Annotated in this window: 17 protein-coding genes; 5 read left to right on the forward strand and 12 right to left on the reverse strand. The window is 59.1% G+C overall.

Translation table 11 applies throughout. The annotated features are described in order from the left end of the window. Positions 1 to 2 precede the first annotated feature (2 nt). Positions 3 to 1,109 (forward strand): MraY family glycosyltransferase, encoded by a 1,107-nt coding sequence (locus tag WS89_RS14810; protein ID WP_059499848.1) that lies wholly within the window; start codon positions 3 to 5, stop codon positions 1,107 to 1,109. 84 nt (positions 1,110 to 1,193) lie between these two features. Here WS89_RS14810 and WS89_RS14815 read toward each other — a convergent pair whose 3' ends face one another. The 4 genes from WS89_RS14815 to WS89_RS14830 are packed head-to-tail and all read right to left on the reverse strand — an operon-like array spanning position 1,194 to position 5,903. Beyond that, positions 1,194 to 3,077: a polysaccharide biosynthesis protein gene (locus tag WS89_RS14815; RefSeq protein ID WP_059779478.1), complete on the reverse strand. Its 1,884-nt coding sequence runs from the start codon at positions 3,075 to 3,077 to the stop codon at positions 1,194 to 1,196. Positions 3,078 to 3,089: 12 nt separating this feature from the next. Further along, positions 3,090 to 4,106: an MraY family glycosyltransferase gene (locus tag WS89_RS14820; protein ID WP_059791653.1), complete on the reverse strand. Its 1,017-nt coding sequence runs from the start codon at positions 4,104 to 4,106 to the stop codon at positions 3,090 to 3,092. 7 nt (positions 4,107 to 4,113) lie between these two features. Beyond that, a complete protein-coding gene (locus WS89_RS14825) occupies positions 4,114 to 5,079 on the reverse strand; it encodes a UDP-glucose 4-epimerase family protein (RefSeq protein WP_059791656.1) in 966 nt (321 codons plus the stop codon). Further along, positions 5,076 to 5,903 (reverse strand): glycosyltransferase family 2 protein, encoded by an 828-nt coding sequence (locus WS89_RS14830; protein WP_059791658.1) that lies wholly within the window; start codon positions 5,901 to 5,903, stop codon positions 5,076 to 5,078. Before WS89_RS14830 ends, WS89_RS14825 begins: the two co-directional genes overlap by 4 nt. A gap of 270 nt (positions 5,904 to 6,173) precedes the next feature. Between WS89_RS14830 and WS89_RS14835 the strand changes: the two genes are divergently transcribed. After that, a complete protein-coding gene (locus WS89_RS14835) occupies positions 6,174 to 6,989 on the forward strand; it encodes a sulfotransferase family protein (RefSeq protein WP_059791952.1) in 816 nt (271 codons plus the stop codon). A gap of 92 nt (positions 6,990 to 7,081) precedes the next feature. Here WS89_RS14835 and WS89_RS14840 read toward each other — a convergent pair whose 3' ends face one another. From WS89_RS14840 to WS89_RS14855, 5 genes are all read right to left on the reverse strand, one after another. After that, complete coding sequence (locus tag WS89_RS14840) at positions 7,082 to 8,059, reverse strand: glycosyltransferase family 2 protein (RefSeq protein ID WP_059791660.1); 978 nt, start codon at positions 8,057 to 8,059, stop codon at positions 7,082 to 7,084. A 48-nt stretch (positions 8,060 to 8,107) separates the two neighbouring features. Beyond that, a complete protein-coding gene (locus WS89_RS32410) occupies positions 8,108 to 8,686 on the reverse strand; it encodes an acyltransferase (protein ID WP_082741866.1) in 579 nt (192 codons plus the stop codon). A gap of 14 nt (positions 8,687 to 8,700) precedes the next feature. Next, complete coding sequence (locus tag WS89_RS14845) at positions 8,701 to 9,861, reverse strand: glycosyltransferase family 4 protein (protein WP_373558389.1); 1,161 nt, start codon at positions 9,859 to 9,861, stop codon at positions 8,701 to 8,703. A gap of 104 nt (positions 9,862 to 9,965) precedes the next feature. Further along, positions 9,966 to 13,361, reverse strand: coding sequence for a methyltransferase domain-containing protein (locus WS89_RS14850; protein WP_059791664.1), 3,396 nt, complete (start codon positions 13,359 to 13,361; stop codon positions 9,966 to 9,968). A gap of 112 nt (positions 13,362 to 13,473) precedes the next feature. Next, positions 13,474 to 14,844 carry an ABC transporter ATP-binding protein gene (locus tag WS89_RS14855; protein ID WP_059791666.1) on the reverse strand — a complete coding sequence of 457 codons (1,371 nt, stop codon included), beginning with the start codon at positions 14,842 to 14,844 and terminating at the stop codon, positions 13,474 to 13,476. A gap of 500 nt (positions 14,845 to 15,344) precedes the next feature. Between WS89_RS14855 and WS89_RS14860 the strand changes: the two genes are divergently transcribed. From WS89_RS14860 to WS89_RS14870, 3 genes are all read left to right on the forward strand, one after another. Continuing rightward, positions 15,345 to 16,169: an ABC transporter permease gene (locus WS89_RS14860; RefSeq protein ID WP_059791954.1), complete on the forward strand. Its 825-nt coding sequence runs from the start codon at positions 15,345 to 15,347 to the stop codon at positions 16,167 to 16,169. Then, positions 16,159 to 17,556, forward strand: a complete 1,398-nt coding sequence (locus WS89_RS14865; RefSeq protein WP_059791668.1) for an ABC transporter ATP-binding protein — start codon at positions 16,159 to 16,161, stop codon at positions 17,554 to 17,556. Before WS89_RS14860 ends, WS89_RS14865 begins: the two co-directional genes overlap by 11 nt. Before the next feature lie 319 nt (positions 17,557 to 17,875). Further along, positions 17,876 to 19,774, forward strand: a complete 1,899-nt coding sequence (locus WS89_RS14870) for a glycosyltransferase family 2 protein (protein ID WP_059791957.1) — start codon at positions 17,876 to 17,878, stop codon at positions 19,772 to 19,774. Between the two features lie 178 nt (positions 19,775 to 19,952). Here WS89_RS14870 and WS89_RS32415 read toward each other — a convergent pair whose 3' ends face one another. The 3 genes from WS89_RS32415 to WS89_RS14880 all read right to left on the reverse strand — a co-directional run bounded on the left by WS89_RS32415 (position 19,953) and on the right by WS89_RS14880 (position 23,699). Then, complete coding sequence (locus WS89_RS32415) at positions 19,953 to 20,777, reverse strand: class I SAM-dependent methyltransferase (protein ID WP_179949757.1); 825 nt, start codon at positions 20,775 to 20,777, stop codon at positions 19,953 to 19,955. A gap of 441 nt (positions 20,778 to 21,218) precedes the next feature. Then, positions 21,219 to 22,133 (reverse strand): glycosyltransferase family 2 protein, encoded by a 915-nt coding sequence (locus tag WS89_RS14875; protein ID WP_059791670.1) that lies wholly within the window; start codon positions 22,131 to 22,133, stop codon positions 21,219 to 21,221. A 147-nt stretch (positions 22,134 to 22,280) separates the two neighbouring features. After that, entirely contained in the window at positions 22,281 to 23,699 is a 1,419-nt protein-coding gene (locus tag WS89_RS14880; protein WP_059791959.1) for a mannose-1-phosphate guanylyltransferase/mannose-6-phosphate isomerase, read from the reverse strand. Positions 23,700 to 23,760: the final 61 nt, after the last annotated feature.

Here is a 23,760-nt window from a genome sequence, read left to right on the forward strand (position 1 = left end):
CCATGCTCAGCTTCGCGTCCGGCTTCATCGTCTCCTTGCTCGTCACGCTGTTCATCGTGCGCTACGCGCACCTTCACGAGAAATTCTCGATCGACAGCGACCTGGCCGGCGTGCAGAAATTCCACGTGCGGCCGGTGCCGCGAGTGGGGGGCATCGGGATCCTCGCCGGAGTCGTCGTGGCGGCGCTGCTCGTATCGCGGCGCTATCCGACGATCGCCGGCAGCATTCTCGGGATCGCTGCCTGCGGGTTGCCGGCGTTCCTGTCCGGCCTCGTCGAGGACCTGACCAAGCGCGTGTCGCCGCGCGCACGGCTGCTCTGCACGATGGGCGCGGCCGCGCTGGCGTTCTGGCTGATGGGCATCGCGGTCAAGCGCATCAGCGTGCCGCCGCTCGATTTCCTGCTCGGGTATGTCGCCATCTCGGCGTTCATCACGGTGCTCGCGGTCGCGGCGCTCGCGAATGCGATCAACATCATCGACGGCTTCAACGGGCTCGCCTCGATGGTCAGCTTCATGATGTTCGCGTCGCTCGCGTACGTCGCGTTCCACGTCAACGACCCGGTCGTGATGTCCGCGTCGATCATCATGATGGGCGCCGTGCTCGGCTTCTTCCTGTGGAATTTCCCGGCCGGACTGATCTTCCTCGGCGACGGCGGCGCGTATTTCATCGGTTTCATGCTCGCGGAGCTCGCGATCATGCTCGTGATGCGCAATCGCGAAGTGTCCGCGTGGTATCCGGTGCTGCTGTTCATGTATCCGATCTTCGAGACCTGCTTCTCGATCTACCGGAAGAAGTTCATTCGCGGGATGTCGCCGGGGATTCCGGACGGCGTGCACCTGCATATGCTCGTGTACAAGCGGCTGATGCGGTGGGCCGTGGGGACGAAGCATGCGCACGACCTGACGCGACGCAATTCGCTGACTTCACCTTATCTGTGGCTGCTGTGCCTCGTCGCAGTGATTCCGGCGACGCTGTTCTGGCGGCATACGGTGCATCTGTTCGTGTTCGTCGTGCTGTTCGCGCTCACTTATGTCTGGCTTTATCTCAGCATCGTGCGGTTCAGGGCGCCCAGATGGATGGTAGTGCGCAAGCACCGACAGAGCCGCTGAGCGATACGCCGATTTCCAGACAAAAAAGCGCCCATGCCGGGCGCTTTTTTTGTCACAACGTGTGCGGCTCACAGCCTGATCGCGTCACCCGTTGGATGCGACGCGCACCGACGGCACGCTCTGCAACACGGGGGCAACGGCCGTCTGGTATTCCGGCACCCAGCGCCGCAGATCGCGCCGCACTTCGTCGTCGGACAACACGCGATGCTGCATCAACCACGGCAGCAATTCATCGAGCAGGTTGTCCGGTACTTCGCGCGCGCGCGCGATCCGCAGTTTCGGGTGCGGCGTACGCGTCGTCGCCTCATCGTCCGCCAGCAGTTCCTCGTACAGCTTCTCGCCCGGCCGCAGCCCGGTGAACTCGATGCGGATCTGCTCTTCCGAAAAGCCGTACAGGCGGATCAGGTCGCACGCGAGATCGACGATCTTCACCGGCTCGCCCATGTCGAGAATGAAGATCTCGCCGCCCTGCCCCATGCTCGACGCCTGCAGCACGAGTTGCGACGCTTCCGGAATCGTCATGAAGAAACGCGTGATTTCCGGATGCGTGACCGTCACCGGGCCCCCCTTAGCGATCTGCTGCTGGAACTTCGGGATCACGCTGCCCGCGCTGCCGAGCACGTTGCCGAATCGCACCGTCTCGAACTGCGTGCGCCCGCTCGTCTGCTGCAACGCCTGGCACGCCATTTCGGCGAGGCGCTTGCTCGCGCCCATCACGTTGGTCGGATTGACGGCCTTGTCGGTCGAGATCAGCACGAAATGACGCACGTCGTGGCGAATCGCCGCGCGCGCCACGCGATAGGTGCCGAGCACGTTGTTGCGCAGCGCCTGCCACGCGTTGTGCTCTTCCATCAGCGGCACGTGCTTGTAGGCGGCCGCATGGAACACGATGTGCGGCGCATGGCGCGACATCACCTGGTCGAGCAGCAGCGAATCCTTCGCATCGCCGATGATCGGCAGGACGGGAAGATCCGGGAAGCGCTCGCGCAGCTCCTCCGTCAGCCGATACATCGCGTATTCGGACAGGTCGAACGCGACGAGCTGCGCCGGCGCGAAGCGCAGGATCTGCCGGCACAGCTCGGAGCCGATCGAGCCGCCCGCGCCCGTCACCATCACGACGCGGCCGCGCAGCAGCGCCTCGACGTGCGGTGTGTCGATCGTCACCGCATCGCGGCCGAGCAGATCCTCGAGGTCGATGTTCCGCACCTGCGACAGGAAGCCCTGCCCCGGCATCAGTGCGGTCAGCGAAGGCAGCACCATCGCCTTGACGCCGGCGCGCACGCACAGCGTCGCGACGCGACGCTGGGTTTCGACCGACGCCGACGGAATCGCGATGATCGCGTATTCGACCTTCATCGCATCGGTCCAGTGCTTGAGATCGTTGAACGAGCCGAGCACCTTGTAGCCGTAGATTTCGCGGCCCTGCTTCGTGACGTCGTCGTCGAGCAGGCCGACGAGGCGCCATTCGCCGGAGCGCGACAGTTCGCGCGCAAGGCTCGCGCCGGCCGTGCCGGCGCCGAGCACCAGCACCGGCTTGCCCTTGCCGACGAGCCCGCCGTACAGGTAGTACTCCTTGGTCGCGCGATACAGCGCGCGTGCGCCGCCCATCGCCAGGAACAGCATCAGCGGCGACACGAGCAGCACCGAGCGCGGGATGATCGGCTGCGGCTGGAACATCACGGCGCCGATCATCACGATCACGCCGCCGCCGACTACGGCCTTTGCGATGCGCATCAGGTCGGGCAGGCTCGCGAACACCCACAGCCCGCGATACAGGCCGAACCCGTGAAACATCAGTGCGTAGACGGGCAGCACCCACGTCAATGCCATCAGCGCGCCACTCAGGAAATCGTGCGGGACGCTGCCGTTGAAACGAACGAGATAAGCGAACAACCATGCGGCGACAACGGCCGTCAGGTCGAACAGGAAAGCACTCAGGGACAGCCAAGATGCTCTGGATCGCAACATCGGCGGGAAACCTCAAGAATTGTTTTCGGCGGCCGCTTGAAACCGGTGCCAGCGCCTGTCGATCAACCATCCGAACCACGCCAGGACGCCATACCACGCGAGGAACGACAGCCATTGCTGCAGTTCGGGGCGGCCCTTTGCCCATACGGCCAGAATTATGCCCGCGAGCATGATGAGGTACCAATAAAGCGCGGTCCGACCGTGACCTATGCCCGATCGGACCATCCTTTGATAATAGTGCTCACGGTGTGCTTGCCAGAACTTTTCGCCACGTAACAGACGTCTCAAAAGTGTTACAGATGCGTCAGCAATAAAGGGCGCGAATACCATCGCGGGGAACCAGATCGGCCAGACATTGGTACGCCAGCCCCAGTAGCCCAGCGCGCCGGCCAGGAAGCCGAGCGGAATCGAGCCGGCGTCGCCGAGAAATAGCCTCGCCGGGTGGAAATTGAGCAGAAGAAAGCCCAGCGCCGCGCCGGCGACCGCCGCCCCGGAAACGACGAGATCGGGCGACGCCTGTGCGCCGCTAAGCGCCGCGACCGCGTACCCGCCGAAGCCGAACAGCGCCATGCCGCCCGCGAGGCCATCGGCGCCATCCATGAAGTTGTACAGGTTCGTCAGCCAGACCATTGCGAAACCCACACCGGCGAGCAGCCACCAGGGCGCATCGGCCGGGAACACGACGATCAGTGCGACGACGGCCACGAGGTGCGCCGAGAACCGCACACGGGCCGGCAGCCCGCGCCGGTCGTCGATCTGCGACATCGCAGCCAGCCCGGCAGCGGCGATCGCGATCAGCCACAGTCGCGGCGCCAGCGTGAGCAGCGCAACGACACAGACCGGCACGATGCCCCATCCGCCGACTCGCGGTGTCGGCAGCGTATGGAGCGAACGATCATTCGGAACGTCGGTGGCAAGACGCCAGGCCAATCCGGTGGCGAGCAGTACGCGGAGAATCGCCGTCGAGGCGAATGCGGCGGCCAGAGCTACTGCGGCCGTGGTGAGCCAGGTGGGATTCGCGAGAAGCATGTGGCTTTTATTTTCGTGTATCGCGCGAACGATACCATGCGGCGGTCGCTTCGAGGCCCTGGCGGGTCGTATAGGGTGGATGCCAGTCGAGCACGCGCTTGATCCGGCCGGTGTCGAGCTGGAGGCTACCGGTCAGGCGGTCGATGGCCGCACTGCGACCGGTCAGCTTTCCGAGCGCGCGCAACAGCGCCGGCGGCACCGCGATCAGCCGCGCTGGCTTGCCGAGCGCGCCGCCGACGAGACGCAGCAGATCGGCGACCGTCGGCGCATCGTCGTCGGCGACATGAAAGCACTCGCCGGCGGCGCGCGGGTCGATTGCGCAACGCAGCAAAGCGTCGGCGAGATTGTCGACGTAGACGATGCTGCGGCGCGCTGAAACCGCGCCGAGCGGCAGCGGCATCCCGCGCGCGACCGCGTCCATCATCCGCAGGAAGTTGGCCCGGACAGCCGGGCCATAGACGAGAGGCGGACGCACGACGACGACGTCGAGCCCGACCGACGCTCCGAATTGCGCGAGTTGCCGTTCCGCACGCAGCTTCGAACGGCCGTATGCATCCTGCGGGTCGGGGTCGAACGCTTCCGACAGCGGTACTCCGCCGTCGCCCTCGCCGACCGCCTTGATGCTGCTCGCGAACACGATGCGACGCACGCCGTGATGGCGCGCGGCGTCGGCGAGACGCAACGTGCCGGCGACGTTGGTGGCATCGAACGCAGCGTCGGGATCGGGGGATTCGTCACGCATGACGTGCACGCGGGCGGCGAGATGGATCACACAATCGGCGGCCAGGTCGGCAGGCCAAGCTTCATCCACACCCGCGAAATCATCGGCGTCGTGGATCCATTCGCGCACGCCGTCGATGCAGCCGCCCGGACGTCGCACCAGCGCGGTAACCGTGTGGCCGGCTTGCAACGCGAGTCGGCAAACCGCCCGGCCGACGAAGCCGTTCGCGCCGGTGACGACGAGGTGACTCACCAGAGCCTCCAGCCGAAGCGGTTGTAGAACTTGAAGGCCGACGCGGCGAACATGCGGATGTGCGCGAAGCCCTTGCGGGATGCGCCGCCACCGTGATGGATCACGCGGACCGACGGGACGTACGCGACGCGGGCAACCTCGTGCGTACGCAGGCTGAGGTCGTAGTCTTCGAAGTACAGGAAGTAGCGCGGGTCGAAGCCGCCGAGTTGCTTCAGGACTTCGGTGCGGAACAGCATGAAGCAGCCGCTGACGATGGGGGGATCCCAGACGACGTCGCGGTCGTTGATCACGTCGCGCATTTCGTAGTGGGCGAGGCGGTTGGCGAACCGCGCCTTCCAGTTCGGCGGGAAAAATCCGCGGACCAGCAGATCGAATAGCGCCGGAGGACGCCTGCACAGATACTGGATCGCGCCTTTCTCATCGGAAATATTCGGCGTCAAAAGCCCGATGTCCGGACGACTGCACATAAAGCTCAACGCTTGCACGAGCGAATCCTCGTCGAGATCGATATCCGGATTCAGAACCAAGTGATGCTCGCTGCTTGCCGTCGTGATCGACAGGTTGTGTCCGCGGCCGTACCCGACATTCCCGTGACCACTCAATGATACACACTCGAATCCGGCCACATTCAATCTGGCCACGTCCTCCCAGATATCCGGCGTGCCGCCGTTGTCGACCACACAGATTACGGCATGAAAGTTCGGATCGCGTAGACGCATCGCACCCACTGCGTCGCGCAAGCTATGGAGCGTCTTGAAAAAGCGCTCGACATCCGGCCGATAGACGACGATCGATACGGTTAGCGGGGCTCTCGAAGTACTCATCTCAAGTCAAATATTATCTAAGTGAACAGGATGTGCATGTGTTTCATCGTAAGGCATTCGAAACATTACGACGAGCCATTTACCCGTCATTGTCGATGCGGGCATGTGGTCTGGCCGGCATCGTGGCCACGACATACGACGTTGGCAAGAACGTTTTGGCGTCCACGATGTCGTACAGGTTCGCGCATACTCATTTGACGGTGAATCGCGCGGCCCCGCGCCCCTCATTTGGTGATGCGGTCAGGCCGTCGTTCATTGCACCTCCACAGCATGTTCATTCTTTTCGGCTCGCCTCGATCAGGAACGACCCTGTTCAAGGAGTCGCTCAATCTGCACAGCGACATCTTCATCCCGAACCAAACCACGCTCATCAGTCCAATCGCTCATGTCATGGGTTGCATCAGCGACTGGTCTGTTGCACGTCCGCTGATCGGCAAGATCATCAAGTCGACGGACGACTTCCCCGAAGTTCTGGAGCCCTTTATCTCCGCCGCGGACATCGACGATGCACTACGTGATGCCGAGCCGACCTTGGCAGGCGTGCTCACATCGATCTATGGCCGCATTGCATCCAATACGGGAAAGCGGTTGAGTGGAGACAAGACCCCTGACGATCTTCTTTCGATCCGAAAGCTGGAACAGGTCGGACTCCTGGACTCCGACATCAGGTTTCTCCATATCGTCCGCGACGTACGCGGCACGATGCTGTCCCTCAAAAACGTCACGTGGGCTCCGTCAGGCATCGAGGAATATTTCCCTCGCTTGTGGAATTACACCAATCTCCACTTGCACAACGCCATGCGCGAGCGCGCGAACTACCTGCTCGTGCGCTACGAGGATCTCGTCTCGAACCCGCGGGATGTTCTGGCGCGCTCTGCGACATTTCTGGGCCTGCCGTTTGAAGAATCCATGCTGGACAATTCGAAGCGGGCGCCGGTACTGCGCCATGATCAGAGCCACCTCAACCTATCGCAGCCGTTCCTGAGCGATCGCGCAACGGCTTGGCAGACGAGCCTGCCACCGGACATCACCGCCCACTGTTGCGCCACAGCGACCGAAGGGCTGAAAACGTTCGGATATATCTGAGTACGCGGTAGTCCGCGCAGACTCTGCCACGAGAACGGTCGCGCCCCCATGCGTGCGCGGCCTCGGTCGTTCTGCTCTGGCGCCGCGACGGGTCAGCCCGCAACGGCCGCGCGAAATGCATCGGCATTTCGCGCATCGACAGCATATTCATAGAATGCCGCACGAGTCGGAAATGCCGGAAGGACGGTCTGCAGAAAGCACAGCATCTCCGTCATCCCCTTGTTCTGCAGGAAGCGTCTGAATGCATCAAGATCGCTTCCGTCCAATCGCGCGGAGAACATTCTCGGCCCCGACATCGCAAGTGCCTGCGCAATAACCGCCGCGATTTCGATCCGAACCTTGCTCAAGTCTTCCTTGATCGTGTTCCTTTCGTGCACGCGATACACGATGTGCTTCACGTCTCGGTCGATATACACGCTGTCGTAGGCGAACGCGTACATCAAGAAATCGAGATCATGACAGTAGCGAAGCGGCTGGAAGCCACCCGCGGCTTGCCATAGAGCCCGACTGAATACCATGTTCGACGTCGTCGCGACAAAATTCTCGTTCAGCAACGCCAGTTGCGGCAATCCGGTATCGCTTAAAAATCCATATGCACGCGCCAGCCAGTCGATCGCAACACCAGCGTGCTGTTCGATGCCGTGGTCGTCCATAATGCCAGCCCGCCCCGCGATCAACCCCAGGCCGGGTCGCTCCTGAATTAGTTCCCGGCAACGAGCGAGTTTCTCCGACGCAAACACGTCGTCCGAATTCAGCACCGCGACATAATCGCCGCGGGCGAGGCCAATCGCACGATTGATCGTATTGTGAGCCCCCGCATTCTCCTGTCGATAGGCGTTCGCATGCGGAACGTTTGCGAGAAGTCGCGACGCGACGTCAAACCCGTCATCGGACGAACCGTCATCGATCAATATGATTTCATCGGCAGGAGAAGACTGCGACAACACACTCTGTAATGTACCTTCGATATACCGCGCATGGTTATACAAAGGAATAACCACGGAAATGGTGGCGTTCTTCCGTGCAGCGGACGCAGGTGCAGACGGTTTGCGGAACTTAAAGATTGACATATTCAAGACCGGGCAATAATTTCATCCACAAAACACTCAAATACGAATTCATTGAATATCGGTATCAAAGAATGGGAAATAACGCGATCGATACCGCAAATCCCGCGTCCGTTCCTTGATAAACCGTGCCGGATTTCCGGCGACGATCGTGTACGGCTCGACATCACGCGTCACAACCGACCCTGCTCCCACCACTGCGCCCTCACCAATACGAACACCGGGGCTGATGATGGCGCGAGCACCGATCCAGACATGATCCTCAATGACGACCGGTTTGCACAAGCATACGAAATCCCGATTCTGTGGATCGTGCGTCAACGTCTGGATCAACGTGTAGTGCGAAATATTTACGTTGTTCCCGATCGTCAAGGGAACGCGCCCATCCAGATAGGTGTATCGGTTTACGACCGTATTATCCCCAATCGAAATGTGATACCCCGTAACAAAGCACCCCATCGCAATGCTTGAATCGCGACCGATCTTCACTTGACAAAATCTGCCAAGGAACCAATGCCTTATTCGATAAGGCATGTAATTCATGAACAAATGATTCCCCAGATAGAAACAAACCGCGGGCTTGAAGCGCCATCTGACGAATCGGTAAAACGACTTGAGTGAGCTCACCATATCCGTATCTTCCGTTATCGGTTGTGCGCCCTAACCACATCTTCGATAATCGATTCGTACCGCGTCACGATATCGGCAAAGTTATAGCTCGCGTAGATCTTGTCACGCCCCCGCGCCCCTCTTTCACGCCACTGTGCTGCGTTCGATGCCATCTGGTCCATTGCGTCCGCGAGGGCGGGTGCAATCTTGTATTCCCTCGGTGCGTAGGCAAGCTCGTCGAGCAACTTCGAATTCAGATTCGGTGTATCGCCATATTCATTCGGGATCAGGATCCCGATATCGTCATCGTCGATGACTTCGGCGGATGCACCTGTGTCGGTGAGGATCATCGGCTTGCGATAGAACATGGCCTCGTTCATCGCAATGCTCCAACCCTCGATGAACGACGGAAGGATGAATGCGTCCGCAACGCGATGTACGTCTTCAACATCCGGGAAATAGCCCGGCATCAGAATATGCTGCTCCAGACCATGTTCGACCAGATAGTGGCGAAGCGCATCGACGTGAGGCGGATAGATCACGTTGCCAACGCAAAGAATCTTGACGTCGCGTCTGCGAGCCAACAAATGGCGCATCGCGTCCGCCATCACGTAGTGCCCCTTGTGCAGATTGTACGAAGCGACATTCGCGAACACGTAGTCGGAATCCGACAGACCGAGCTGCGTGCGCGTCAGCTTCGGTGGCTGCTTTTCCCTCGCCTCGTGTTCAGACAGGATAAGACCGTTGGGCACCGTCACGACCTTGCCGGCCGACACGCCAAGATTCGTCACAGCAAAGCGGGTCGCGTTCTTCGAAACTGAAACGTAGCGATCGACATAGCGATCATTGTCGGCAAACGCTCGTGACTGTTCGTCCGAAAAGAACGCATAGACATTATGGATGAACGTGATATTTGGAATCCCGAGACGGGCAAACAGCGGATAGCCAGTATTCGAGAAGTGAGACATCGAGATATCGACACTCAACTCGGTCAGCAGTTTTTCGTAAGCCGCAAGCGGGTTCGCTGCGGGCAGTCCGACCACCCGCAAGCCAGCATTGCGTGCGACGGTACCAAGGTGCCCAACTTTGCCCGGGGTAACGATGGTGACATCGAAACGTGCCCGATCGAATGCGATCGCGGAATCGAGCACGACCTTCTCGAGACCGCCCTTGTCGAACGATGCCAGTTCGATCACGACACCGAGCTTCCCGTCGGTACGGGGACGACGTTGCGGCGGTACTTTACGAAACAATGAGAACAGGGAACGCAGCATGGTGAGTATCAATATGAGTGGAACGGTCAGTGAATATTGAATGCACCAGGACGCAAATCTCGCTCGCCATCCAGAACATTGATCGATGCGAGCAGAGTGGACATCCTGGCCGCAACGGTTTCCACCGAGTACTCCGCAACCGCGGCCGCAAATCCCGCATCGGCGACGCGCTGCCACAGTTGCCTGTCTTCGAGCAGTTTGACGATCGCCGCGGCAATATCTTCGGCGCTGTCACCCTCAAGCACCTGCTCACCTGGAACGAGGCCCATCCCTTCGCTCGCAATCTTGCTCAGCACGCTGGGTACGCCATGCAACAGGCTTGAAACCACCTTGCCTTTGACACCGGCACCGAATCGAAGCGGTGCAACCGATACGCGAGCCACGTCAAGCACATCGCCGAGATTCTCTACGAATCCGACAACCTTCACCCCCGTCGCCGGATTGTCGAGCGAACGTACGTAATCGGTCACGCCGCTGCCAACGATACGCAACTCCGCCGTGGGCTGGCTCCGCCTCACGATCGGCCAAATCTCCTCGACCAGAAATTGCACGGCATCGATATTCGGTCGGTGCGCGAATCCGCCGACAAATACGACGCCGGACCGCTCGTCGAACGTACGCCCCGAACGGGTCGGCATCCGCGGGATCGGAATGTGATGGACGTTCGCTTGCGGCGCTAAGTCTTTCAGCAAATCGTGCTCGACACGACTCACAACGATGGTCGCATCGGCTTCGCGCACGGTCTGAATTTCCGTGCGCCGCAGCATCAATGCCTCCTCCAGTGCTTCGGGGGAGCGATCGTGGATTGCCGCGCGCTCTTCACGGAGGTAATGGAGATCCACCGTGCCAAACACCAGCTTGACATGCGGTGCGCCCCGACGAAGCGGTTCAACCAGATGACGAGCGACGATGATGCGTTGTGCGACGACTACGCGTGCGTCCACAACCTCTTCCATGAACAACTGGTTGAGCGTCGCGAGATCGCTCGCGCACTGAACCCGCACGCCCCAACGCCGCAGTGCATCCATATAGGCGACAGGAGGCGACTGTTCGAATGCAGCAATGAAGCTCACGTCATAGCCGAACTCGCGGAAAATACGCATGTACCAGTAGACGTCGACCGATCCGGAGTCCTGATCGGGTTTTGGCACGAATGCATCTACGATCACGACCTTCGGTCGCTGCGGCAACACAAGCACGTCGTCAAACGGGCGCTCGACACGGAAGAGCGTGTCGTGATGCTGCCGTAGGAGCCAACGCTGATACGCATCATCCCAATTATCATCATTCGTCGGCCGGCTCGCTCGCGCCGCATTCGACATGACGAAACGGGCGAACGGCTGCAAGTACGTTTTCTCTCCTCGGGCAAACAAATCGAGCGCCAACGCAACGAAACCGGTTGTGAGAACCGGCATCTCCTTCTCGAAACGCGATGCACGCTCCCAGGCATCGCTTCGAACCGCGATGAATCCAGGGCTTGCCGCCTTGATCTCGGTCACATTCTGGATCTTGACGTTATCGCTGTTGACGCCGGCATGCGCGGCCAGGAGATGCGCGCCGGCATCGATGACTCCGCCAGCAGCGTACACCGTACCGTTCCTTTCCAAGATGATCGCGGAGACCGCAGCCGCGTCGGTGAAGCGTTCGAACGCTTCATCGATCGCTGCCAACCATCCCGGACGCGCCAGCAATACGTCCGACATCAGGACGATGAATTCACTCCCGGACAAATTACCGATGTGCTTGGCCAGCGCCGATATCGACTGGGCTGCATGATGATCGTCGATGACCCGGACACCGCTCTCCGCCACCAGCTTCGCATCGATCTCGCCAACCGCAAATATCTGGTACGCGACGGATGTCGTATGGTGGCTCAGAGCCGCAAGACATTCGCGCATCGCCGCACCGCCTTGTGATTGCAGCACGACGATCGTCGCTCGCGGCGCCGCCGCTTGCTCGAACGACCGGAGCGTCAACGGCGACGCCCCCTCGACCTCGGCGATCGACGTGGACGACCTCGCCGTCGCTCCGGAACGCGAAGCCGGTGTCGTGCTGGCACCCTGCTGATTCGCGCGGATACGGCGGGCGGCATAACGAAGCGGCTTCGTCACGCGCCAGGAAGTGGAGTTCGTGATCTGCTTCAACTGCCGCCGAAGGCTCTCGTTCTCGGTCAACAGTGCAACAGTCGACGGATCGCTCTCGCGCCCGCCATCGCTGTCCTGAGCCTGTGTGCCGAGGAGGCCCTCCGTATGCTTCAACTGATCGGTCAACTCGTCCACCCGAGCAGCGAGAACCGTCGAAGTGTTGTTCTGCACGTCAAGAGATTCAAGCACCTTACGTGAAGTCGTCACCGCTTCGTCGCGACGTTCAGCCGCCTCGGTAAGCGTGGAAACGGTCCGGGTCAATCGCTCGACCTCGGTTTTCAGGCGGTCGATATCGGCATTGTTCGCAATGATGACGTCGTTCAAACGCACGGTCTCGACCGTCAACTTGCCGATCTCTTCATCGCGCCGGAGAACCTCGTCGGTCAGCCGCACTGCCTCGGCCGTCAGGCGGCCGATTTCGTCGCCGCGCGCCATGGTTTCCGTCGTCAGGCGGACAATTTCAGTCGCTTGGGCGCCGATATGCGCGTTGCGCGCCTGATCGTAACGCGTGAACGACACACCGCCATCAAGCAGATTGTCCTCCATTTCCGGTATCGGACCATCGGACGCAATCGCAATGAAATACACGGGATCAAGAACACCCGCAGTCTCGCGATACTCGCCCACCTCGTGTTCGGACCAGCAATTGATGCGTCGCTCACCGCTGCGCCCTTCCTTCTGGAGCAGCGATCCGGCAAGCGGCTTCTGTTCATAGAGGACAAAATTCTGAAACCCGCTCTTGAGCCACTGGACGAATTCCTCGCGATCGAGCTCGCGAACATGGTACTCATTGGGAGGCGATCCGGGCGGCGAATAGATCGGACGGTTCGGCGTCGAAATGATCATGATGCCGCCCGGCTTCAATACCCGACGCGCCTCGCGCATGAACGTCTCATGCTCACGAAAATGCTCCAGCGTCTCATAGGAGTTGAGGACATCTACCGATGCGTCGGCAAGAGGAATCTGCGTGGCACTGCCCCACTCGAACCGGAGGTTCGGCACGTCACCATAGCGCCCCTTCGCATTTTCGACAGCTTGCGGGTCGACATCGACGCCGATCACGGAGCGCGCCGCCTGCGCCAGCAAGGCTGAACCATAGCCCTCGCCCGACGCGATATCGAGTACGTCCTTGCCTGCGCAGATCGCCGTCGAGAAAAGATACCGATGGTAGTGCTCGTACTGAATCGGCCCCGCAACGCCGGGAAGATATCGTTCACCGGTGAACGAGTGATCATCTTCCGACGCTTTGAATCGAAAAATTCGCTCTTGCTTGGTCATTTGAGAATCCTGCTCTGCAAACTTGCAAAAATCTTGTAATCGCGCCGAACACATGACGACAACTTCACGCCGGGAGATTGTGCTCATGCCTGGGGATCAAATCCATTCCACGCTATATCTCTTCGGACAGTCCGGCATGCACCATCGGAACGCCCACGAGCGCGTGTCTCACGCGGGATGCGTGCACGCGAAGGGGTAGCGCGTCGTGGATCCAGTGATGCTGAACGTGGTCGTATTGCGTGCCTTCCGCAATCGCGACATTGATCGAGAAAGCCCCCACCGGCAGTATCGGCATGATGAAGGTGAACTCCGCGCATAGCGCATCGCCGGCGTCACATGATACGGGTCGTTCGGCGAAGGTTGCGAACGTGTTGTCTCCCGTCAGTTCCTGACCTCGCTCGTTCTTGAGGTAGAAGCCGACGATCGGGGAAACCAGGGGCTCGTCGATTTCAATTGTCACGCGCAGCGTAATCGTTTCGCCACCGACGATCCATTCGAGCCTGCGCTCCTGATCGTCGAAGAATGCAACGTCGACGATTCGCGCGCCACCCTCGCCAAAAGCCTGCGACTGGTGATTGAACGCAAGCACCTGGATGTCGTTGCGAAACGAGGAGGCGTTGAAGCGTTCGCGACGGAAATCAATTGCACTGTCATGACGCTCGACCTCTACCGGCACCGCCGTGGACGCTGCTCCAGCCGTGCTGTAGCGCGCCTCCAGATACGCCGCACAGACATCCGCCGGTTTCCCCTGCGCCACAATCCGCCCGCTGTCGATCCAGATGACGCGCGAGCAAAGCTTTCTGATCGTCGACGTATCGTGACTGACGAACAGAATAGTCCCGTGCTGCTTGAACTCGTGCAGGAAACGAAAGCACTTCTGATTGAAAAATGCGTCCCCGACCGCCAGTGCCTCGTCGATCACGAGGATGTCCGCATCGACATGTGCGATGACCGCGAACGCCAGACGGACAAACATGCCGCTCGAGTAGGTCTTGACGGGCTGATCGATAAACTCGCCGATGTCCGCGAACTCGACGATCGACTCGTAGCGCTCGTCGATTTGCTGACGGGATAGCCCGTACAGTTGGGCATTCAGATAGATGTTTTCGCGACCGGTGTACTCGACGTCGAAGCCGGAGCCGAGCTCGAGCAATGCAGCAACCTTACCGCGCACGGCGATATCGCCGCGTGTCGGGGCCAGCGTGCCGCAGACGATCTGGAGCAACGTGCTCTTGCCCGACCCGTTCCGGCCCACGATGCCGACGGTTTCTCCAGCCGCGACAGAGAAACTCACGTCATGAAGGGCCCAAAATACGTTCGGCTGCGCTTCAGCTTGCCGATGCGTCGCCTGTCGCGTCGCCGAGCGTTGCGCAAGCCGCGCAATGGCACCGAGCACTCCTCTCTTCAACCGGTCGCCGGGTCGCTCGTAGGACTCAAAACCCTTGCTGATGCCGTGAGATTCGATCGCGATATAGTCAGACATATGAATTCATTCTTCGCATTCCGTCCACACACGATGCCAACCGATGGATTGCGATCGATGGATCGATCCAGTGATGTGCCATCAGTCGCGGATGGTAAACGACGAATCGTACCACGACGCATCATTTCACAATATGGAAAATCGACGCCGAAAGCCCCAGAAAAAGCGCTTCCCCGAACCCGAAATTCCGCTCGGATTCGGCTCGCGGCGTGGAAAGGCACGCGATCGGCATTAATCGGCGACCCCGCACCCGCACTCCGGATTGCTTGCGACATTTACACTTCGACACACGCTGCGACCGACTCGACGTGGGTCCGCCGATGAACCACTATGCGATAATTCGCATGCACCAGAATGGCCCCAGGGCCAAGTAAAGCACTGGACCGCAGGTGCTGCATCGACCTGAAGCCCGCCTGCGGTCATCGAATCGCGGCTGCACGGATCCGCTTTCCGCTGACTCCTTGTGCCGTGCCACACCCGCTGACCTTGTCGTCGAACTTATGCAAAGCTTTAGTCTTTCGCCGCGATCTCTCGCCGCTTCATTGGTGAAAAATCGCCGCCTGATGCTCGATCTCGCGCGCCGCGACGCCGTGGGACGTTACAAGGGGTCCTTTCTAGGCATCTTCTGGTCGTTGCTCACGCCCCTCATGATGCTGAGCGTCTATACGTTCGTATTCAGCGAAGTGTTCAAATCGCGCTGGAACGACGCGTCGCACGCAGCATCAAAGGGCGAATTCGCCGTAGTGCTGTTCGCGGGAATGATCGTGTTCAACCTGTTTTCCGAATGCGTGAACAGGGCACCGGGGCAAATTCTCTCCCACTCGAACTTCGTCAAGAAAATCGTCTTCCCGCTTGAGATCCTGCCTTGCGTGACGCTGTTATCGGCGCTGTTTCACCTTAGCGTGAGCGTCTGCATCCTGCTGGTGGCCGAATGGGCCGTCGTCGGTAGCGTGCCGTTGACTGCGTTTCTGTTCCCCATCGTGCTCGCACCGCTCTGCGTATTCATCATGGGCGTAAGCTGGATTCTGTCCGCCACCGGCGTCTATCTCCGCGACATCGGACAAACCGTCGGGATCGTCATCACCGCGATGATGTTCCTCTCGCCCGTGTTCTTTCCGGTGTCTTCGCTGCCGGAACAGTTCCGCAGCTTCGTCTATCTGAATCCGATGACCTATCCCATCGAACAGGGTCGTGACGTTCTCATTTGGGGACACATGATCGACTGGAATCGGTGGTCCATCTATTCAATCATGGCCATCGCCGTTGCGTGGATCGGCTTCGCATGGTTCCAGAAGACGCGCCGGGGTTTCGCCGATGTCATCTGATGTTGTCATTCGCGCCACGTCGCTCGCCAAAGGATTCGAGTCCTATCGCAAACCGTCGGACCGTCTGAAACGCAGTATCCTCGGCTTGCTGAGCGGGCTTGCGCCGGTCCCGAGCGTGCGCGAATCCCTGCGCCAGCGTGCGCAGGCGTGCGCCCGGATGTTCTGGGCACTCAAAGACGTCGATTTCGAGATTGCGCGGGGAGAGACGATTGGCATCATCGGCCGCAACGGGTCCGGCAAGAGCACGTTGCTGCAGATCATTTGCGGCACACTCGCTCCCACGAGCGGCGTGGTCGAAACCCAAGGACGCATTGCTGCTCTACTTGAACTCGGTTCCGGGTTCGATGCCGAATACTCCGGTCGGGAAAATATCTACATCAACGGCCAGTTGCACGGCCTGACCCGCGAGCAGATCGATTCGCGCGTCGACGAGATCATTGCGTTCGCCGATATCGGCCACTTCATCGACCAGCCCGTCAAAACATACTCGAGCGGCATGTTCGTCCGCCTCGCGTTCGCAGTCATCGCACACGTGGACGCCGACATCCTGGTCATCGACGAGGCGTTAGCTGTGGGCGACGCATTCTTCACGCAAAAATGCATGCGCTTCCTGCGTCGCTTTCAGCAGACCGGGACGGTTTTGTTCGTCAGCCATGATTCATCCGCCATCCGCAGCCTGTGCGACCGGGTCATCTGGCTTGATCGAGGTGTGATGCGCGAATCGGGAAGTGCGAAAACCGTCTGCATGAACTACTTCGAGGCGTTTTATCGGGAGCGTGAGGACAGCGTGTCTCGTGTTGAATCCGGCACCAGAAAGCTCGATGTAACCGCCATCGGCAACGAGCCACGCGCAGATCAGCGCAGCGGATTCCCGCGCAACACAATCGATGCACTGCCGGCGCTGCCGAGCGTCGATCTGGATCCGCACGAACTTCCAGTGCAACGTGAGTCGACGTTGATCGAATCCACGACCCTCACCAACACGAAAGGCGCCCCGGTTACCTGGGTCATGGGTGGTGAACGGGTTTCACTTCGGATTCGTATCCGCCGAACCGAATCCGATATGCCGCACATTGCGTTTTTCGTCAAGGACCGACTCGGGCAGCCGCTGTTTGGTGACGACAGCGTATTCGCGCTGCGGGAAGGCGGTTTTCCATCTGCGAATGCTAGTCACGTCGTTGCGGAGTTTTGCTTCGACATGCCAATTCTTCCGCCCGGCGACTACTCATTCACCGTTCTCGTCGCGGCACCTTCCGAGAAGAGTATTCGCATACTTGACTGCGTTCACGATGCCATCATCGTAAAGTCGGAGTCCGCCCGTGTCGCAACCGGACTCGTCGGAATCCCAATGAATCGCATCGAGCTCTTTGTTCGCGAAACTGCGTAAAACGCGTCAGTCCGTTTGAGAATCCGATCAACCCACACCGACCTGGCCCTGACTTACTCATATGACTTCTGGCCAACACCGCGCCCCACAGGATTCGACAAATCGCGACGCCCTTTCCCGTGACGACGTCGAGGGCAGCGCATTGGCGCAGCGCATTATCGAACTGGAACGCGAACTCGCTGGCCTGCGCAAGGAAAATATCCTGCGCGCGAATGTCGAAGCCGACCGAATCCGGCTTGAGGATGAACTGCGAAACATCCGCGCATCGCTATCATGGCGCCTGACGTCGCCCCTTCGACACGTGACGTCCGCGATCCGCATGGCTGGCGTCGTTGCGGCAACGATCCGGCGCCAAGCGGTCGTCCGCGGTAGCCTGTGGAGTGCACTCTGGCACTACGCGTCCATACTTAAGCGAGAAGGTCTTCAGGGAATCCTTGTTCGGTCCAGGCGTCTGCGTGATGGCGGAGGATTCGCCGACGCCCCCCCGCCCGACGAGGTCTATCACGAGTGGATCAACAAGTTCGACCGATTCGGCGACGCGGAACGTGCGGCCGCTGAAAACGCGCTGCAATCGTTCGAACGTCAACCGCTGATTTCGATCGTCGTTCCGACGTACAACAGCAATCCGTCGCATCTCGAAGCAATGATCCGTTCCGTGCAGGAGCAGGTCTACCCGTTCTGGGAACTTTGTATCGCGGATGATGCGTCGCCGGGCGAGACTACGCGCGAGATCCTGACACGCCATCAGGCACATGATTCACGAATTCGGCTCATGTTTCGTACGGAGAACGGCCATATCTCCGAAGCGAGCAATAGCGCCCTTTCGCTGGCAACCGGCGAATTCGTCGCACTGCTAGATCACGACGACATCCTCCCGCCTCACGCACTGTTTGTCGTTGCACAATACATCAACCGATACCCTCGGGCGCGCATGTTCTACAGCGACGAGGATAAGCTGAACGAACGCGGGCAGCGGACGGCCCCATATTTCAAATGCGACTGGAATCCTGCGTTGTTCCGTACGCAGAATCTGTTCTCGCATCTCGGAGTTATCGAAACCGCGCTCGTGCGACAAGTGGGCGGCTTTCGACTCGGGTTCGAAGGAAGCCAGGACTACGACCTCGCGCTTCGATGCGTCGAGATTGCCGGCGATGACAGCGTCGTTCATATTCCGCATGTGCTCTATCACTGGCGCATCACGGCCAATAGCACCGCAAGAACGAGTCACGCCAAGCCGTATGCGTCAACGGCGGCGCAGCGGGCAATCGAAGGTCATCTCGCGCGCTCCGGCATCGTCGCAACCGTGGAGCGGCCCTTCGGCGACTTGCCGGTTTTCCGCGTGAGGTACGCGATACCCGCCCCTGCTCCAAAGGTATCCATTATCATCCCGACGCGAGACGGTGTCGCGTTGCTCCGCCAGTGCGTCGAAAGCATCGTCGAGCGCACGGTATACCCGAACTACGAGATCATCGTCGTCGACAATGGCAGCACGGACGGGGCTACCCTCGCCTATTTCCAGGAGATATCGCTTCGCCCGAACGTCAGGATCATCACCGACGATTCGCCGTTCAATTTTTCTGCGCTGAACAATATAGCCGCAGCAGCAGCGACAGGCAGTTTTGTATGCCTGTTGAACAACGATACCGAAGTCATCTCGCCTGACTGGCTCGACGAAATGGTTGGCATCGCGTCGCAACCAGGCATCGGTGCAGTCGGGGCAGCCCTATGGTACCCGGATAATTCACTTCAGCATGGCGGCGTGCTGCTGGGATTGGGCGGTATCGCGGGCCATATGCACCACATGCTCAAGCGTGGGAATTTCGGCTACTTCAACCGTGCAGTATCCGTGCAGGACATGTCTGCGGTCACGGCCGCATGCCTCCTTGTCAGCAAGCGGATATATAACGAAGTAGGCGGCTTGGACGAGGCTTTTGCCGTTGCCTTCAATGACGTCGACTTCTGCTTACGGGTACGAGACGCGGGTTACCGAAACGTTTGGACGCCATTCGCCGAGTTGTACCACTACGAATCGGCAACACGCGGTTCCGACATGGCGGCGGACAAATATCAGCGCTTTGTGGGTGAAGTGCGTCGAATGGAAGAGCGATGGGGTACCGCACTGATTCGCGACCCAGCGTACAACCCGAATCTTTCCCTCGCGGTGGACGTATTGCCATTCACGCTCGCCAATCCTCCGCGCATCGGAACCCTCGATTAGGTCGAGGCCTATCGGCGTGAAGTGAACACGACTCGACGGAGCGGTCGGTCCCCGCTCCGCCCGTCTTCAGATCAAAAGCCGCCCTCTACCGCGTGCCACGTGAACGGCAAGGTCGATGAGTATCGCGGAAGACCATCGGTTCAGCCGTTGCAGAGCGGATGCTTGAGTACGGTCAACTTCACAACCATCGACTTACGAATCTTGTCCAGGTAGATACCGGCAGTACCGGCAGAGATGCCGTTCCTTGCCGCTGCGACAAGAAGACCCAGTTGTTATAAATCGCGTATGCACGCTCCATGTCGAGATCACCGTGAGCAGCCAACATCTCCGACTTACCGATGATGCTACAGTAGCGCGCGAGAATATCCTGCCCGTAGTCAGTAAACGCCAATATTCCTTCCACCCTGGTCGGATCAAGATGAAACTCGGGCTCTTGCAAGTGACGAATCATTCCACCCTCGATTACTGCGCGAGGTTCACTTTTAGCAAGATGCCATTTAACCGGTATCGTCGAAACATGATACCCACCGGGTTTCAAAATGCGTCTAATCTCGGCAAATGCCATTTCAGGGCAGGGAACATGTTCCAGAACGTCCTCAGTGATAACCAAATCAAATGAGCAATCGTCGAAGGACGTAGCCTGAATATCCTCGCAAAGTACTCCATTATGACTCTTCCCCGAAGCGATGCCGTCGATATACTCGCTGGAAACGAGGCGTTTCCCAAGTGGGGTCAGGGATTCAGCGACAGCGCCTGCCGTGCTCGCTATGTAGACCGTTCCTCGAAATTTTCTCGCGAACTTCCGGAGCGAGGCACGGGGATCACCACTCAACCACAAATCAAGAATCGACTTTGCAAGATGCCGGTTTCTTGCGGAAGACCCGCAGTACTGACAGAGGAAAGAATTGCGCTTGCAAGGGAAGTCGACCGGCTCGTATGACTTAAAGATGGCCTGCGATCCGCAGACGTGGCAATATCCGCGAGCAATTTGCGTTGGCTCCATACTCATCTCTCAGGTAGACGGTTTGGGTAGGCTTCTGTTGCCATGGCCGTGGCAAATATCGATATATCTCCGACTGAAGACCGGGGCCACGAGCTTACAACACATTACATATAATTATATTTTTGAAAGGAAGTGGGGTTAATACCAACTCCAACCCAATCCGTCAGATTCTGATTATGCCGAGCCTCTCGCACTTCCGACCCATCTACCAACGCATCACCACGCCGCACCTGATTTATGGTGCATCGCAAAAAAAGCGAGCCGCAACATTATTCAGTTGACGCGCCCCGCCGTCACCTGACGACCATCGCCAGGGTTCGGATAGCCACGAATATGAACGCCAGATAGATTTTTGCAGAGCATCCTGATCCCCGCTCCCACAATGAGGCCCATCTGCTCAAATGAGTTTGGCTGACCGCCTAGCGAGACCCAGCGAAACCTTCATCGAGCACTATCGGAATAAGGTCCGAGCCGGCCTCGAAAACCATCGCGAATGCCGCGCCATACCATCACAAGATGCTCAACTCGCCGATCAGGGAAAAAACAATAGATCAGGACCCGAAATGGCAACTTCACGAGTTCTGTCGTCTTCCATTTCAACGGCATCGATGCACGCTTCATCAATGCGATTACATTCCGAAACTGATAATAGTGGCGGATCGGTCCATGCATGGGATAACGACGCCCCAATATCTGAACAGGCTCGCCTCCCAGCTCGTGACTCATCCGCAACCACGGAATCCCCCAGACCTGATAGCCGCGCTGCTTCGCGCGAATGCACCATTCGAGATCGACGAAGTCGATGAATAGCGACTCGTCCATTGCGCCGACGTCTTTCCAGCATTCCAGATTGATGCAGGATCCGGATGAGATGAGAAAATCGACCTCGATTGGCACGTCGCCTACCGGAGGTATCCGCTGGAGTCTCCCCCATCCAAACCGTACAAACGGTGCAACCCCACGCAAACGTCGATCCTCATAAGCCGGACCGATCAGCGCGACGCGGCTTCCCAACTCCCGGGCTTGGGCGATCAGTTTCGGCAGATCCGTTAGCAAGGACTGGGGCGGCTCGCTGTCCTGATCAAACAGCAATGCGACATCGCAACCTGCCTGAATCAACGCGCCGACACCCTGATTGAACGCCATTGCGATTCCGGCATTCCATCCATTGGAAATGTACTCGATCGAACCGGTCAACCCGAGAGCGCGGCGATCGAACACTTCCGGCGTATTGTCGACCACGACGCAATGCATCGACTCGGCCAGCCGATTGGCACGCGCAACGCACGCCGCGTCAGGATGAAAGAAAACGACAACCGCTCCGGTGTTCGGCGATCGATTTTGTGTATTGCTCATAAGATTGCTACGCCTACGGTATCAGCACCGTGCGAAATGGCCACGTTCGCCATCCTGCAATGCGCTTTGACACGACCATTCCGCAATCGGTGATACCAGGCCGCTTCGGCAACGCGAAAATCCGCCACGCCGCTGCCGCCCATCGCGTCATGTTCGCCCGTAGTTATCCTCGAAGCGGACGATATCGTCTTCGCCCAAATACTCGCCACTCTGAACTTCGATCATGACTAGGTCGACTACCCCGGGATTCTCCAGCCGGTGCTTGTGGCCGGCTGGAATGTAAGTGGACTCATTGGTTGACACGAAAAACGCGTCATCACCATTGACGACTTTCGCCATCCCGGACACGACGATCCAGTGCTCGCTGCGATGATGATGCATTTGAAGGCTGAGGCTCGCGCCAGACTTTACGACGATGCGCTTGATCTTGAATCGAGGCCCCTCTTCAAGCACCGTGTACGTTCCCCACGGGCGATGCACCGTTCGATGTACCTTGTACGCCTCGTGACCAGTCGCCTTGAGCTCCGCATAGATCTGCTTCACGTCCTGTGCGCGACTGCGCGTCGCAATCAGCAACGCGTCGGGTGTGTCGATCACGATCAGGTTTTCGACACCGACTGCGCCAATCAAACGCTCAGAACTCTGCAGATAACTGTTTCTGACGTCGATGAGCAGGGCTTCGCCTTCCACGCGATTGCCGTATTCGTCCGGAGTCGCAAGATCACCCAGCGCCGTCCACGATCCGACGTCACTCCAGCCAATCGAGCACGGCACCACCGCCCCCTGCCGGCACTTCTCCATCACCGCATAATCGACGGAAACATCGGGAACCGCGCCGAAACTGTTCGGCTCGAGACGAATCTGCGCCCCTCCGCCCGCACTTGTCGACGACGGTGACGCACCGATACAGGTTTTCACAGAATCGAGGATGTCGGGGCAGTGCTCGGCGAGCTCTCGCAGCATCGTTCCGGCCGTAAAACAAAACATCCCGGAATTCCATAGGAACCGCCCGGATTCGAGATACTGCTGCGCATGGGCGAGATCGGGCTTCTCGACGAATCGCACGATGTCGGTCCCATCCGCCTCGATATAACCATATGCGGTTTCCGGGCTGTCGGGCTGTATGCCGAACGTCACGACCTTCCCGCCCTTGGCCAGCACCGACGCCTTCTCGACTGCGTCGGCAAACGCCGATGTGTCGTTGATCAGATGATCCGCCGCGAGCACGAGCATCACGACCTGTTCACCCTGGGCCGCGGCAGCATACAAGGTCGCTGCGGCGATCGCGGCAGCCGTGTTTCTGCCAAACGGCTCGAGGATGAACGAGGTCGCCAATCCGGTCACATTGACTTCCCGATACTCGTCCTCGGTCTTGAAGAAAAGGTCACGGTTGGTGACCGTGAGCACTTCATCGACGCCAGCCAGACCGGCCGCCCGCAGAAAGGCTTTTTGCAACAGGCTCTCGCCGTCGGCAAGTCGAATGAACGGTTTGGGATGCGATTCACGAGACACGGGCCAAAGTCTTGACCCGGCACCACCGCAAAGAATAATCGGCAACAAGCTCACATGTTCCTCGTATTGCATTGACGATCAACGCGCTTCGGTCGACGTACAACGTCGCGGATAT

It is taken from the genome of Burkholderia sp. MSMB1072 (assembly GCF_001524725.1).
Taxonomy (GTDB): Bacteria; Pseudomonadota; Gammaproteobacteria; order Burkholderiales; family Burkholderiaceae; genus Burkholderia.

Coding starts and splice junctions, on each gene's coding strand:
- WS89_RS14810 (WP_059499848.1), top strand. CDS start 3: ATGCTCAGCTTCGCGTCCGGCTTCATCGTCTCCTTGCTCGTCACGCTG.
- WS89_RS14815 (WP_059779478.1), bottom strand. CDS start 3,077: ATGTTGCGATCCAGAGCATCTTGGCTGTCCCTGAGTGCTTTCCTGTTC.
- WS89_RS14820 (WP_059791653.1), bottom strand. CDS start 4,106: ATGCTTCTCGCGAATCCCACCTGGCTCACCACGGCCGCAGTAGCTCTG.
- WS89_RS14830 (WP_059791658.1), bottom strand. CDS start 5,903: ATGAGTACTTCGAGAGCCCCGCTAACCGTATCGATCGTCGTCTATCGG.
- WS89_RS14835 (WP_059791952.1), top strand. CDS start 6,174: ATGTTCATTCTTTTCGGCTCGCCTCGATCAGGAACGACCCTGTTCAAG.
- WS89_RS14840 (WP_059791660.1), bottom strand. CDS start 8,059: ATGTCAATCTTTAAGTTCCGCAAACCGTCTGCACCTGCGTCCGCTGCA.
- WS89_RS32410 (WP_082741866.1), bottom strand. CDS start 8,686: ATGGTGAGCTCACTCAAGTCGTTTTACCGATTCGTCAGATGGCGCTTC.
- WS89_RS14850 (WP_059791664.1), bottom strand. CDS start 13,361: ATGACCAAGCAAGAGCGAATTTTTCGATTCAAAGCGTCGGAAGATGAT.
- WS89_RS14855 (WP_059791666.1), bottom strand. CDS start 14,844: ATGTCTGACTATATCGCGATCGAATCTCACGGCATCAGCAAGGGTTTT.
- WS89_RS14860 (WP_059791954.1), top strand. CDS start 15,345: ATGCAAAGCTTTAGTCTTTCGCCGCGATCTCTCGCCGCTTCATTGGTG.
- WS89_RS14865 (WP_059791668.1), top strand. CDS start 16,159: ATGTCATCTGATGTTGTCATTCGCGCCACGTCGCTCGCCAAAGGATTC.
- WS89_RS14870 (WP_059791957.1), top strand. CDS start 17,876: ATGGCTGGCGTCGTTGCGGCAACGATCCGGCGCCAAGCGGTCGTCCGC.
- WS89_RS32415 (WP_179949757.1), bottom strand. CDS start 20,777: ATGGAGCCAACGCAAATTGCTCGCGGATATTGCCACGTCTGCGGATCG.
- WS89_RS14875 (WP_059791670.1), bottom strand. CDS start 22,133: ATGAGCAATACACAAAATCGATCGCCGAACACCGGAGCGGTTGTCGTT.